At 68.5% G+C, this 12802-nt stretch carries 12 protein-coding genes; 8 read left to right on the forward strand and 4 right to left on the reverse strand.

The features are described from left to right. The first annotated feature begins 4 nt into the window (after positions 1 to 4). The 4 genes from OHB24_RS25435 to OHB24_RS25450 are packed head-to-tail and all read left to right on the forward strand — an operon-like array spanning position 5 to position 3841. A complete protein-coding gene (locus OHB24_RS25435; RefSeq protein WP_327633346.1) occupies positions 5 to 583 on the forward strand; it encodes a TetR/AcrR family transcriptional regulator in 579 nt (192 codons plus the stop codon). Further along, positions 580 to 1965 (forward strand): MFS transporter, encoded by a 1386-nt coding sequence (locus OHB24_RS25440; protein ID WP_327633347.1) that lies wholly within the window; start codon positions 580 to 582, stop codon positions 1963 to 1965. The genes OHB24_RS25435 and OHB24_RS25440 overlap by 4 nt, the downstream gene beginning before the upstream one ends. A 24-nt stretch (positions 1966 to 1989) precedes the next feature. Further along, positions 1990 to 2616: an MOSC domain-containing protein gene (locus tag OHB24_RS25445; RefSeq protein ID WP_327633348.1), complete on the forward strand. Its 627-nt coding sequence runs from the start codon at positions 1990 to 1992 to the stop codon at positions 2614 to 2616. A gap of 4 nt (positions 2617 to 2620) precedes the next feature. Then, the gene (locus OHB24_RS25450; RefSeq protein ID WP_327633349.1) at positions 2621 to 3841 is read left to right on the forward strand and encodes an MFS transporter; all 1221 of its coding nucleotides are present in this window, start codon (positions 2621 to 2623) and stop codon (positions 3839 to 3841) included. Here OHB24_RS25450 and OHB24_RS25455 read toward each other — a convergent pair. The 3 genes from OHB24_RS25455 to kduI are packed head-to-tail and all read right to left on the reverse strand — an operon-like array spanning position 3820 to position 6172. Further along, positions 3820 to 4575 (reverse strand): IclR family transcriptional regulator, encoded by a 756-nt coding sequence (locus tag OHB24_RS25455; RefSeq protein WP_327633350.1) that lies wholly within the window; start codon positions 4573 to 4575, stop codon positions 3820 to 3822. The genes OHB24_RS25450 and OHB24_RS25455 overlap by 22 nt on opposite strands. A gap of 20 nt (positions 4576 to 4595) precedes the next feature. Beyond that, a complete protein-coding gene (locus tag OHB24_RS25460) occupies positions 4596 to 5351 on the reverse strand; it encodes an SDR family oxidoreductase (protein ID WP_327633351.1) in 756 nt (251 codons plus the stop codon). Next, a complete protein-coding gene (gene kduI / locus OHB24_RS25465; RefSeq protein WP_327633352.1) occupies positions 5348 to 6172 on the reverse strand; it encodes a 5-dehydro-4-deoxy-D-glucuronate isomerase in 825 nt (274 codons plus the stop codon). The genes OHB24_RS25460 and kduI overlap by 4 nt, the downstream gene beginning before the upstream one ends. Before the next feature lie 150 nt (positions 6173 to 6322). On the opposite strand from kduI, the gene OHB24_RS25470 reads away from it, so the two are divergent. The 3 genes from OHB24_RS25470 to OHB24_RS25480 all read left to right on the forward strand — a co-directional run bounded on the left by OHB24_RS25470 (position 6323) and on the right by OHB24_RS25480 (position 9259). Next, positions 6323 to 7819, forward strand: a complete 1497-nt coding sequence (locus OHB24_RS25470; RefSeq protein ID WP_327633353.1) for a sodium:solute symporter family protein — start codon at positions 6323 to 6325, stop codon at positions 7817 to 7819. A gap of 53 nt (positions 7820 to 7872) precedes the next feature. Continuing rightward, on the forward strand, positions 7873 to 8058 hold the full coding sequence (locus tag OHB24_RS25475; protein ID WP_327633354.1) for a tautomerase family protein: 186 nt from the start codon (positions 7873 to 7875) through the stop codon (positions 8056 to 8058). Positions 8059 to 8233: 175 nt separating this feature from the next. Then, entirely contained in the window at positions 8234 to 9259 is a 1026-nt protein-coding gene (locus OHB24_RS25480; protein ID WP_442913921.1) for an aspartate-semialdehyde dehydrogenase, read from the forward strand. A 3-nt stretch (positions 9260 to 9262) separates the two neighbouring features. On the opposite strand, the gene OHB24_RS25485 is transcribed toward OHB24_RS25480, so the two are convergent. Continuing rightward, positions 9263 to 10858: a peptide-N4-asparagine amidase gene (locus tag OHB24_RS25485; RefSeq protein WP_327633355.1), complete on the reverse strand. Its 1596-nt coding sequence runs from the start codon at positions 10856 to 10858 to the stop codon at positions 9263 to 9265. A 108-nt stretch (positions 10859 to 10966) separates the two neighbouring features. On the opposite strand from OHB24_RS25485, the gene OHB24_RS25490 reads away from it, so the two are divergent. After that, complete coding sequence (locus OHB24_RS25490; protein WP_327633356.1) at positions 10967 to 12802, forward strand: AMP-dependent synthetase/ligase; 1836 nt, start codon at positions 10967 to 10969, stop codon at positions 12800 to 12802.

A 12802-nucleotide genomic window follows, 5' to 3' on the forward strand; every position in this document is an offset into this window, starting at 1 on the left:
TGCCATGCCGACACGGATGAGCGGGCAGGAGCGGCGGGAACAGGTCCTCGGGATTGCCGAGGTGGAGTTCGCGGCCGCGGGGCTGTACGGCGCTTCGACCGAGACGATCGCGCGACGGGCCGGGATCACGCAGGCGTACGTGTTCCGGTTGTTCGGGACGAAGAAGCTGTTGTTCCTGGAGTGCGTCGACGCCGCGTTCGAGCGAATGCGGCTGGCGATGGTCGCGGCCGCCGGCGGGACGAGCGGGGTCGAGGCGCTGGCGGCGATGGGACAGGAGTACAACGACATGCTCGCCGACCGCACCACGCTGCTGCTTCAGTTGCAGGGCACGGCCGCGGCGGCAGCGGGTGACGGTGAGGTGCGGGACGCCGTACGGGCGAGCTTCGCGCGGCTGTGGCAGTCCGTCGCCGACACCGCGCAACTGGACCCTGTCACGGTCAAGGCGTTCCTTGCCTTCGGCATGCTTCTCAACACGAACGCGGCCCTGGATCTCCCGCAGGTGGACGAACCGTGGTCCCACCAGGCCAGAACCCGCATCAAACCGGGCCTCTTCACCCACATCACCACCGACACCAACCAATGAACACGAAACAGGTTGTGCGGTCTCCGGCGACGCTCGTGTCGTTCCTGATCTTCGTCGGATTGGTCGGGGCGGTGATCGGGAGTCTCGGTGCCCCGCTGATCACGGCTGTGGCCGAGGCGTACGAAGTTTCGCTCGCGGCCTCGCAGTGGACGTTGACGATCGCGTTGCTCGCGGGAGCTGTGACGACGCCGGTGCTCGGGCGGCTCGGGTCCGGCCCGCGGCGGCGGACCGTCGTACTGGTGATGCTGGCGGTGGAGGTCGTCGGCAGTCTGCTGACGGTGATCCCGTTGCCGTTCGCGTTCCTGCTGGTCGGCCGGGCGCTGCAGGGTTCCGGGATCGGGCTGGTTGTGCTGATGATGGCGGTCGCGCGAGACCACCTGGACGAGCAGAGGGCCGCGCGGACGATCGCCCTGCTCTCCGTCACGACGACCGCGGGGATCGGGATCGGCTACCCGTTGTCCGGTCTGCTCACCGACATCGCCGGCGTTCGCGCGGCGTACGGACTCGGCCTCGTGATCACCGCAGGCGCCTTCGCCGCGGCCGTCTTCGCGCTACCGCAGGCTCCGGACCGGCCGTCGTCCCGTCTCGACGTCCGCGGCGCGATCCTGCTCGCGATCGCCCTGCCCGCGCTACTGCTCGTCATCGGTGAGACCGGCCTGTGGCGCCACCACGCGGGCCTGGCCGTGGCGATCCTCGTGGCCGCGCTACTGCTCCTGATCGGCTGGACCTTTCTCGAGATTCGCACCGAGAGCCCGCTTGTCGACATCAAGCTCCTCCGGCACCCCGCCGTAGCCGCCGCCAATCTCGTGATGCTCACCGGCGGCGTCGGCATGTACCTGCTCTTCAGTCTGATCACCCGCTACGTGCAGACCCCCGCGGCGGCCGGCTACGGCTTCGGCCTGAACTCCTTCCAGGCCGGCCTCGTCCTGGTCCCGTTCTCGCTGCTCGGGTTCGTCGCAGGGCGGCTGATCCCGGCCTGGCGCGACCGACTCGGCGCGAGGCTGTTGCTAGCAGCAAGTACTGCGGTGGTCCTCGCCGCGTTCGTACTCTTCGCGCTCGCCCGGTCACACCTGGTCGAACCGATCCTTGCCATCGGCATCCTCGGCTTCGGCGTCGGCGCGTTCTCGGCCGCGATGCCGGTCGTCATCCTCGCCGTCACGCCGGCCGCCGAGACGGCCAGCGCGATGAGCGTGAACGCGGTCGTCCGGAGCGTCGGCTTCTCTACCGGCAGCGCCCTCGGCGGCCTCATCCTGGCCACGCACACGACGGGCGTCTTCCCCCGCGAGTCCGGGTACGGCGCGGCCGCCTGGATAGGGGTCGCCGCCACCGCAACCACCTTGCTCATCATCGCCGTACTCCCGCTTAAACGAGTGGATCCCTAGCGCTTGCTGGGAGAAGATGCCGGTATGCGGTTGTTGACGGTGAATGTGGTGGAGAAGCTGATCCCGGGTCCGAAGGAGACGGGGTTCACCGCGATCGACAAGCGCCCGCAGTCCGGCCGGGTCCGGGTCGGTGAGCTCGGTCTCGCCGGCGACCGGGTCTGTGACACCAAGAACCACGGCGGCCCGGATCTCGCGCTCTACGCGTACGCCGAGGAGGACGCGAACTGGTGGGCCGCCGAACTCGGCCGCGACATCCCGACCGGTCTGTTCGGCGAGAACCTGCGGACCGAGGGAATCGACATCAGCGGTGCGCTGCTCGGCGACGTATGGCGGATCGGCGACGAGGTCGAGGTGATGGTCCGCGCGCCGCGCATCCCTTGCATCACGTTCCAGCACCGCATGCAGGAACCCCACTGGGTCAAACGCTTCCACCAGGCCGGCTGCCCCGGCGCGTACCTCAAGGTGCTCCGCGAAGGCACGATCGGCGCCGGCGACCCGATCGAGATCATCAGCCGCCCGGACCACGAGGTCACCATCGCGGAGATGTTCAGCCCGCAGGACCCGGCGAAGTTCCGGCGCATGCTCGACTCCGGCGTAGACCTGATGGACGAACTCCGCGACACCGCCCACCGCGTTTTGTCTCGCGGATGAGCCGGTGAAGGGGGTACTGCCGGAGGCTGGGCCGTTGCGGCCGTTGGCGCTGGCGACGTTGCTGAGCCGGGTCGGTAACGGCCTGCTGATGACGGTCAGCGTGCTGTACTTCAACCGCATCATCGGGCTGTCGATCGCGCAGGTCGGGCTGGGGCTGACGATCGCAGGGTTGTTCGGGCTGCTGTCCGCCGTACCGCTCGGGCACCTGGCGGATCGTCGCGGACCTCGCGGGCTGTTCGTCGTACTGAGCCTGATGGTGTGCGCGCTCTCGCTGGTCTACGTGTTCGTCCACAACTTCTGGCAGTTCCTGGTCGTGAGCATCGTGCTGACGATGGTCGACCGCGGCGCCGGGGCGGTCCGCGCCGCGTTGATCGCCGCCGTCACGACCGGCGCCGGCCGGGTCGCGGCCCGCGCGTACCTACGGGCCGTCACGAACATCGGCATCATGGCCGGCGCGGGCATCGGCGCGTTCGCGCTGCATTTCGACACCGGTACGGCGTACCGCCTGATGTTCGTGCTCGACGCCGTACTCAGCAGCATCGCGGCGTTCGTCGTCCTGGCGATTCCGCGGGTGGCGCCGCAACCCCACGACGACGACGGACCGGTGTGGATCGCGCTGCGCGACCGTGGGTACCTCGCGGTCGCCGCGCTCAACGCGGGCATGAGCATCCACTTCGCCGTACTCGATGTGGCGATCCCGCTCTGGGTGGTCGACCACACGGACGCCCCGCGCTGGACGGTCGCGCTGCTGCTGATCATCAACACCATCGTCGTCTCGCTGTTCCAGGTGCGCTCGTCGCGCGGAATCGCCGACCCGATGACGGCCGCCCGGGCCACCCGGACCGCGGGGTTGTTGCTGTTGGCATCGATGGTTCTGATGGCCGGCGCGACCTGGGGGAATGCGGCGATCGCGATCGGTCTGCTCGCCGTCGGTGCCCTGGTCCAGGTGATCGCCGAGCTGCTGCAGTCCTCAGGATCGTTCCTGCTCAGCTTCGACCTGGCGCCCGGTCACGCTCAGGGGCAGTACCAGGGCGTCTGGAACACCAGCATGTCGATCAGCAGCATGCTCGCGCCGACCGTCCTCGCCCTGCTCCCACTCGGCCTGGGCGTCCCCGGCTGGAGCATCCTCGGCGTCTGGTTCGCGGTTGTCGGCGTCCTGTCGGTTCCGGTCGTGCGCTGGGCCGCCGCGCGTCAGGCGGCCGGTCAGCTGGTGGGTTCGCGGTAGCCGAGGGCTGCGGAGATCTTGCGGGCGGCTTCGATCGCGGCCGGTGCCATCAGCGCGACCTGGGCGATCGACTGCTCCAACGAGAGCGTGGAGATGCTGACTGCCGCGATGGCGGCGCCGGTGTGGTCGTGGATGACGGCGGCGACGCAGCGGATGCCGGGTTCGTTCTCCTCGTCGTCGAGCGCGTAGCCGCGGGACCTGGTCTGCGCGAGATCGGCCTTCAGTGCGGCCGCCGACGTGTGGGTCAGCGGCGTGCGCGCGGGCAGACCGGTCCGGGTGATGTGGACGTCGAGCGTCTCGTCGTCCTTCTCCGCGAGCAGCGCCTTGCCGATGCCGGTGCAGTGCAGCCAGATCGCCTTGCCGACGCGCGACGGCATCCGGTACGGCTTCGGGCCGTCGAGCCGCGCGACGTAGATCGCCTCATCACCGTTCAGGAGGCCGACGTGGACCGTGCACCGCGTCTGCGCGACGAGGTCCGCGAGCACCGGGCGGGCCACGGTGGCGAGGTCGACGTTCGTCAGCGCGTGACCGGCCAGCCGGAGCGCCTTCGGCCCCGGGTGGTACGAGCCGTCGTCGGACTGCGTGACGAACTCGTGCTCGACGAGCGACGCCATGATCCGGTGCACGGTCGACTTGGCCAGACCGGTCGCGTTCACCACGTCGGTGAACCGCGAGTGCTCCAGTACGGCGTCCAGCACCATCAACGTCTTGTCGATGGCCGAGGGCGAACTCATGTCGGACATCCTGCCACTCCTTACCTCGCGAGCCAGCCACCGTCGACCGCGAGCACGTGGCCGTTGACATAGTCCGCCGCCGATGACGCGAGGAACACCGCGGCGCCGACGACCTCCTCCGGCTGCCCCCAGCGGCCGGCCGGGATGCGCTGCCGGATCGCGGCCTCCCGCTCCGGGTCCGCGCGCAGCTCCGTGGTGTTGTCGGTGCTGATGTAGCCGGGCGCGATCGCATTCACCTGGACCCCTGCCGGTCCCCACTCGTTGGCCAGCGCCCGGGTCAGCCCCGCCACCGCATGCTTGCTCGCGGTGTAGGCCGGGACGTTGATCCCGCCCTGGAAGCTCAGCAACGACGCGATCGTGACGATCTTCCCGGTACGCCGTTCCGCCATCGCGGCCCCGATCGACCGTGTGACCGCCCAGGTGGAGTTGAGGTTCACGTCGATCACGTGCTGCCAGTCCGCGGTCGTGGTCTCGGCCGCCAGCGCCCGCCGGATCGTGCCGGCGTTGTTGACCAGGATGTCGATCCGGCGTTCCCGAGCCAGATCGGCGGCGGCCGCCTCGACCGCGGCCGGGTCGGCGAAGTCGGCGATCACCACCGACGCGTCCCCGCCGCCGTTCTGCTTGATCGCCTCGAGCGTGTCCTCGAGCGCGGCGTCCCGGGCCATCAGGATCAGCTCGGCACCGGCAGCGGCGTACCCGGCAGCGATCGCCGCGCCGATCCCACGCCGCGCTCCGGTGACGAGCGCCGTACGTCCTTCGAGGCTGAAAGACGTCACCGCAGATCCCGTACGTCGACACCGTCCATGTCGCCGAACGCCTGGTTCTCGCCGGCCATCGCCCAGACGAAGCTGTACGACGACGTGCCGCAGCCGGAGTGGATCGACCAGCTGGGGGAGATGATCGCCTGACGGTCCGCGACCAGCAGGTGCCGGGTCTCCTCGGGCTCACCGAGCAGGTGCACGATCCGCTCGGTCTCCGGGAGTCCGAAGTACAGGTAGCACTCGGTACGGCGGTCGTGGGTGTGCGCGGGCATCGTGTTCCAGGTGCTGCCCGCGTGCAGTGTCGTCACGCCGAGGACGACCTGGCAGCTCTGTACGCCGTCCGCGTGGATGAACTGGTCGATCGTCCGGCGGTTCGCGGTCTGCTGGTCGCCGAGCTCGAGGCGGTTGCCCTCGCCGGGATTGACCTGCGCGGTCGGGAAGCTGGTGTGCGCGGGCGCTGAGAAGACGTAGAACGCCGACTCGGGTCCCTCGAAGACGACGTCGCGGACGCCGCGTCCGACGTACAGGCAGGCGCCGGTGGTCAGCTCGTACTTCGTTCCGTCGGCGGTGACCGTGCCGGGTCCGCCGACGTTGACGATGCCGGCCTCGCGGCGTTCGAGGAAGAACTCGCTGCGCAGTTCGGGGTAGGTGCCCAGCGTCAGCGGCCCGTCCGCCGGGCGGGCGCCGGCGAGCACGATCCGGTCGTGGTGGGTGAGCACCGCGGTGACGGCGCCGGGGACGAAGAGGTCGTCCACCAGGTAGTGGCGGCGCAGCGCGGCCGTGTCGAAGCCGGGCAGCTGCTCGGGATGGGTGGCGTGCCTGATCTGCAGAGTCACGGAACTAGGTTCTACTCAGCAGAACGGCCTGTCAATCATCATCGAGCCTTGGAACTAGGTCAGGAAATGTTCCAGGTTCCGTCTCTTGACACGCGGTTCTGGTGAATGGAACCTTCCAGTCACTCGCCCAACGCCCCTGGGAGGATCCCGATGACCGCTGTGGACTGGTCGGTCCTGGTCGGCTATTTCGTGTTGATGGTGCTGATCGGCATCTGGTCGCGCACCAAGATCAAGACCGTCGTGGACTACTTCACGACCGGAGGCCGGATTCCCTGGTGGCTGTCCGGCATCTCGCACCACATGTCCGGGTACAGCGCGGTCATGTTCGTCGCGTTCGCGGCGGTCGCGTACTCGTACGGCATCACCGTCTACGTCTGGTGGGCGATGACGATCGGCGTCGGTGTCGGCATCGGCGCGTTCCTGTTCGCGGCGCGCTGGAACCGGCTGCGGTCCAAACACGGGGTCGTGTCGCCGCTGGAGTACCTCGCGCGCCGCTACAACCTGCCGACGCAACAGGCGCTCGCGTACTCCGGTGCCGCGCTGAAGGTCGTCGACATCGCGTCGAAGTGGGTCGCGATCGCCGTACTGCTCAACGGTTTCACCGGGGTGCCGATCCGGTGGGGCATCCTGCTCACCGGTGTCGTGACGATGCTGTACGCCACGCTCGGCGGGCTGTGGGCCGACGTACTGACCGACTTCGGGCAGTTCGTGATCCAGCTCGGAGCCGGCGTCGCGATGTTCATCGGGGTGCTCGCGCAGCTCGACGGCGTACCGACGCTGTGGAAGATGTGGGACCAGTTGCCGGCCGGGCACGGTGACGCACTGAACGGGCCGTACACGCCGATCTTCCTGATCGCGTTCCTGTTCATCAAGACGTTCGAGTACAACGGCGGCATGTGGAACCTGGCGCAGCGGTACATGGCCGCGCCGTCCGGGTCCGCCGCGAAGAAGTCCGCCCTGCTCTCCTCGGCGCTGTGGCTGGTCTGGCCGTTGATCCTGTTCATCCCGATGTGTGCGGCGCCGCTGCTGGTGCATCCGGGCAAGCCCGAGCAGTCGTACGTCGCACTCGCGCAACTGCTGCTACCGACCGGGCTGATCGGGCTGGTGCTGGCCGGGTTCTTCTCGCACACGATGGCGATGGTCGCGTCCGACGCGAACGCGATCTCGTCGGTGATCACGCGGGATCTGGCGCCGGTGCTGGTGCCTCGCGTCCGGCAGTTGACCGACGCCGCGGCGCTGAAGATGGCGCGGATCGTCACGTTCACGTTCGTCACGGTGAGCATGCTGATCGCGATCGCGACGAACGGTGAAGGCGTCGTACTGAAGATCGTCGTCGACCTGGTCGCCGCGACGATGGGACCGATCGCGATCCCGCTGATGCTCGGGTTGCTGCCGTGGTTCCGGCGCAGCGGGCCGCGCGCCGCGCTGGCGTCGTGGGCGATCGGCCTGATCGCGTGGGCGATCGTCACCTGGGGCCTAGGGGCAACTCAAACAACCATGGTCGTCGCGTTGCCGTTGGCAACTTCCCTGGTGGTGTACGTCGGACTCGGCCTGCTGGCGCCGGAGAACCGCGCGGACGTTGACGAACTGGTCGACTCGCTGAACACCGACGAGGTCCCCACCCGCCAATCGGCGGCCCTCGCCTGAATCTGAAACACTGTCCCACGTCACGGAACCGTCCACTCTAGGAGAAGACCCCTATGCCGAACATCACCGTCGAACTCCTCTCCGGCCGCACCCTCGACCAGCGCCGCGAGTTCGTCGCCGCGGTCACCGACTCCGCGATCGCCATCCTCGGCGCCAAGCGCGAAGCCGTCCGCATCGTCTTCACCGAGATCGAGAAGACCGACGTAGCCAACGGCGGAACCCTCGCCTCCGACCTCTGATCCTCTCCACTCAACTTTGAGAAGCCACCAACCACTTTTCCACCCGAAGAATGGTTGATGGCTTCTCAAAGTTGGGGTGTGGGTGGCGCCGCCGGATGGTGAACGTGGGGGGGGTGGGCGCCGGATCGTGGAATTGAGGGTGGGGTGGTGGGGGCGGGCCGTTAGGGTGATCGGCATGCGAGTTGGTGTGTTCGGTGCTACGGGTCAGGTCGGCGGCGTGATGCGGGAGTTGCTGGTTGAGCGCAACTTCCCGGTGGACGAGGTGCGGTTCTTCGCCTCGGCGCGGTCGGCGGGGAAGAAGCTGGCGTTCGGTGACCGGGAGGTTGTCGTCGAGGACTCGGCGACGGCGGACTTCTCCGGGCTCGAGCTGGCGCTGTTCTCCAACGGGAAGACGGCGTCGAAGGAGCTCGCCCCGAAGGTGGCGGCGGCCGGAGCGGTCGTCGTCGACAACTCGTCCGGCTGGCGGATGGACCCGGACGTGCCGTTGGTGGTGTCCGAGGTGAACCCCGAGGACCTCGACACGATCCCGAAGGGCATCGTCGCCAACCCGAACTGCACGACCATGGCGGCAATGCCGGTGCTGGCCCCGCTGCACCGCGAAGCCGGCCTGACCCGCCTCGTCGTCTCGACCTACCAGGCCGTCTCCGGTTCCGGCGGCGTCGGCGTGAGCGAGCTCGAGGACCAGGCCCGCTCGTTGGCCGAGGTCGGTGGACAGCTTGCCCGCGGCACCGACGGCATCACCATCCCCGAGCCCAAGGTGTACGCCGGGCCGATCGCCTTCAACGTGCTCCCGCTGGCCGGCTCGATCGTTGCCGACGGCACCGGTGAGACCGACGAGGAGCAGAAGCTCCGCAACGAGAGCCGGAAGATCCTGCACCTCCCGGAGCTGCCGGTCGCCGGCACCTGCGTCCGGGTGCCGGTCTTCACCGGCCACTCGCTGAGTATCCACGCCGAGTTCGCCGAGCCGATCACCCCGGAGCGCGCCACCGAAATCCTGGGTGCCGCGCCGGGCGTCGCCGTCACGGACCTCCCGACTCCGCTCCTCGCGGCCGGCGAGGACCCGTCGTACGTCGGCCGCATCCGGCAGGACCAGTCCGTCCCGGGCAATCGCGGACTGATCCTGTTCGTCTCGAACGACAACCTCCGCAAGGGCGCCGCCCTGAACGCCGTCCAGATCGCAGAGCTCCTCGCCCAGCGCTGAGCCTCAGCAGCGGTAGAAGTCCTTGGTGTAGACGCCGTTGACCGCGGTCAGGGTGTGGTCGTAGCAGCCGTGCCCGATCGCGCGGAAGCGCACGGTCTGGGTCCCGGTTGCGTGCCGCTGGTCCCGCGGCACGCCGTAGATCCAGGACGCGCGGCCGTCGTACGTCTCGGTGCTGGTCCTCGCCGGTGTGCGGATCGTGTCGTGGATCTTCAGGTCCGTGACGACGTCGTACCCGCCGGGGATCGTTGCGTTGGGCAAGAAGGTGAGTACGCCGTTCTTGCCGTAGTCGAGGTCGGTGCGCTCGACGTGGCCGTTGCTGATCGTCGTCGCGGTGTCACGCCAGTTCGCGTCCAGAGCGTCGCGGGACTCGCCGGCGTCCCAGGTGTGCTTCGAGACGTTGCTCAGTGTGCGTTGGACACTCGTCCGAACGCGGCCGGCTGAGGTATCGACGTACCCGCTGATCGTGAGGTTGCGGGACGCCTTCGTGGTGACGGAGCCGGCCGCGTTCGGTGCGCCGGTCACGTCGTCGGTCTTCGCCAGCGGGCTGACGGCGTACGACGTGACGCGGCCGGTCGTCTGCGCGCGGTGTGCGTCGGTCCACACGTGCAGGTTCGGGACCGTGAACCACCCGGACTGGCCGGCCGGTACGCCGTCGACGTGCACCCGGAACTCGTGCGGCTTGCCGTCGGTGAGCAGTCCGGCGAACGGCGTGAGGTCGTAGGTCAAGGGTTTGATGTCGAACGCGCGCGGTGCGGGGGACGGTCGCCACGAGTACGGGTTCGACCAACCGCCCGTGTAGATGTACGGGTACGGCAGCGCGATCCCGGCGAGTTTGCCGTCGATGCTCACGTCGACCTCGCGGTACGGCGATCCGTCCGGGCAGGAGTACCCGGTCTCGGCCGGCGCCGACGTGTCCCAGAACTCCTCGCAGCCGCCGCCTGATCCGGTGACGTAGACCTCGCCGAGGAGGCGGGTCGTGTTCCGCGGCAGCGTCGCCGTACCGATCAGGTCGGAGTCCTGACGCGTCTGGTTCTGCAGCGGGAGTACGTCGTCAGCGGTCCGGGCCGCTGGGGTGTGGCGGTCGGTTGTGTAGAAGTCGAGCGTGACGGTGATGTCGAGGACACCGGTGTACGTGTCGTCGACGACGTTGCCGAGCTCCATCACGACGGGTTGCGACGTCCGCAGGAGCGGGCTGTACGACGTGACGTCCTTCTCGACGTCCCAGGCGATACCGTCCGCGCTCGGCTCCGGGGTCGACGTCCGGAAGACGCCGACGCCGCCGATCGTGATGTGCCCGAGGCGGTCGTACTGGACGCCCTTCACCTCGCCGTGCATCCGCAGCACGACCTTGGACCACGGGCCCGCACAGGCGGCCGGCGGCGTGTAGGTCGCCTGGTACGGGTCGAAGTTGCGGAACTGGTTCCGGACGATCTGCACCTCACAGTGCCTGGTGTCCGGTACGGCGACCGTCGGCGCGGGGGTCCGCGGGTCGTCGTAGTCCGACCCGAACTCCGCCGGCGGGGTTACCGCGTGGGCCGGAGCGCCCAGACCGAGGAGTAGAACGGATAGTGAGATCAGGGCCACCGACCGTATGCGCATGTTGCGGAAACGTAATGGAGAAGGTGCAGGTGGGCAAGCGAGTGCCATGGTCAGGCACGGTGCCCAGCGATTACCCTCCGGTTACTTGACCCCCGATGGAGGCCAGTTATGAAGCCTGTCGCCGATTCCGGCCAGCTCGCGCTTCTCAGCAACCGCAAGGACACCATGGCCCAGATGTTTCTGGACCGGGTGGCGGCGACGCCTGAGCGGGAGGCCTTCCGGTTCCCGCGCGGGGACCAATGGAAGTCGGTGAGCTGGCGGGAGACCGAGGCACTGACCCGCCGCCGCGCCGCCGGCCTGATCGCGCTCGGTGTGGAGCCGGAGCAGCGGGTCGCCGTCGCGTCGAGCACCCGGATCGAGTGGATCGAGTGCTACGTGGCCGCCGTACTGGCCGCCGCCGCGACGACCACGATCTACCCGTCCACGATCTCGACCGACGTGGCGTTCATCGTCGCCGATGCCGACGTCCAGGTGGTGTTCGCCGAGGACGCGGAGCAGGTGGACAAGCTCCGCCGGCACCGGACCGAGACGCCGTCACTGCGCAAGGTCGTGCTGCTCGACGGGACGCCGGAGGAGAGCGACGGCGACTGGGTGATCGGGCTCGGCGAGCTCGACCTGCTTGGCGATGCCTACCTGGCCGAGCACCCGTCGATTGTCGACGATCGGATTGCAGGCATTAAGCCGGACGACCTGTGCACGTTGATCTACACGTCCGGTACGACGGGACGTCCGAAGGGCGTGCGGCTACCGCACTCGGTGTGGACGTACGAGGGCGCCGCGGTCGAGGGGATGCGCGTGCTCTCACCGGACGACCTGCAGTTCCTGTGGCTGCCGTTGTCGCACGTGTTCGGCCAGGTGCTCCTCGCCGTCCAGTTCCAGCTCGGGTTCGCGACCGCGGTCGACGGCCGGATCGACAAGATTGTCGACAATGCGGCTGTCGTACAGCCGACCTTCATGGCGGCGGCGCCGCGGATCTTCGAGAAGGCGCACGGGCGGATCGTGACGATGATCCAGGCCGAGGGCGGGGCGAAGGCCAAGCTGTTCGACTGGGCCTTCGGAGTGGGCGCCAAGGTCTCGGCGCTGCGGCAGGCCGGCAAGGAGCCGGGCGGGCTGCTGGGCGCGCAGTACGCGGCGGCCGACAAGCTCGTGCTGTCGAAGATCCGGGCGCGGTTCGGCGGGCGGATCCGGTTCTTCGTGTCCGGGTCGGCCGCGCTCGACAAGTCGCTGGCGGAGTGGTTCCACGCGGCCGGGCTGCTGATCCTCGAGGGGTACGGGTTGTCGGAGACCTCGGCGGGATCGACGCTGAACCGGCTGACGCAGTACCGGCTCGGAAGCGTCGGGCCGGCGTTCCCCGGGACGCAGTTCAAGATCGCCGAGGACGGCGAGATCCTGATCAAGGGCGACGGGGTGATGAGCGGGTACCACAACCAGCCCGAGCAGACCGCCGAGGTGCTCGGTTCCGACGGCTGGTTCCACACCGGCGATATCGGGCACTTCGAGGACGAGTACCTGTTCATCACGGACCGGAAGAAGGATCTGTTCAAGACCTCCGGCGGCAAGTACGTCGCGCCGCAGGTGATCGAGGGCCGCTTCAAGACGATCTGCCCGTACGCGAGCCAGTTCATCGTGCACGGCAACCTGCGCAACTTCGTCTCCGCGCTGGTCACCCTCGACCCCGATGCGATCGAGGGCTGGGCCGCCGCGAACGGCCTGGGCGGCAAGTCCTACGCCGAGATCGTCACGTCGGACGCGGCACACGCGATGGTCCAGGGGTACGTCGACGAACTCAACGCCGGCCTCAACCGCTGGGAGACCATCAAGAAGTTCACCATTCTCGACCGCGACCTCACCGTCGAGTCGGGCGAGATGACCCCGAGCCTCAAGCTCAAGCGCAAGCACGTCGAGACCCAGTACGCCGACGTACTCGACAAGATGTACGAGTAG

The organism is Kribbella sp. NBC_00482, from assembly GCF_036013725.1.
Lineage (GTDB): Bacteria > Actinomycetota > Actinomycetes > Propionibacteriales > Kribbellaceae > Kribbella.

Coding starts and splice junctions, on each gene's coding strand:
- OHB24_RS25435 (WP_327633346.1), top strand. CDS start 5: ATGCCGACACGGATGAGCGGGCAGGAGCGGCGGGAACAGGTCCTCGGG.
- OHB24_RS25440 (WP_327633347.1), top strand. CDS start 580: ATGAACACGAAACAGGTTGTGCGGTCTCCGGCGACGCTCGTGTCGTTC.
- OHB24_RS25445 (WP_327633348.1), top strand. CDS start 1,990: ATGCGGTTGTTGACGGTGAATGTGGTGGAGAAGCTGATCCCGGGTCCG.
- OHB24_RS25455 (WP_327633350.1), bottom strand. CDS start 4,575: ATGAGTTCGCCCTCGGCCATCGACAAGACGTTGATGGTGCTGGACGCC.
- OHB24_RS25470 (WP_327633353.1), top strand. CDS start 6,323: ATGACCGCTGTGGACTGGTCGGTCCTGGTCGGCTATTTCGTGTTGATG.
- OHB24_RS25475 (WP_327633354.1), top strand. CDS start 7,873: ATGCCGAACATCACCGTCGAACTCCTCTCCGGCCGCACCCTCGACCAG.
- OHB24_RS25480 (WP_442913921.1), top strand. CDS start 8,234: ATGCGAGTTGGTGTGTTCGGTGCTACGGGTCAGGTCGGCGGCGTGATG.
- OHB24_RS25485 (WP_327633355.1), bottom strand. CDS start 10,858: ATGCGCATACGGTCGGTGGCCCTGATCTCACTATCCGTTCTACTCCTC.
- OHB24_RS25490 (WP_327633356.1), top strand. CDS start 10,967: ATGAAGCCTGTCGCCGATTCCGGCCAGCTCGCGCTTCTCAGCAACCGC.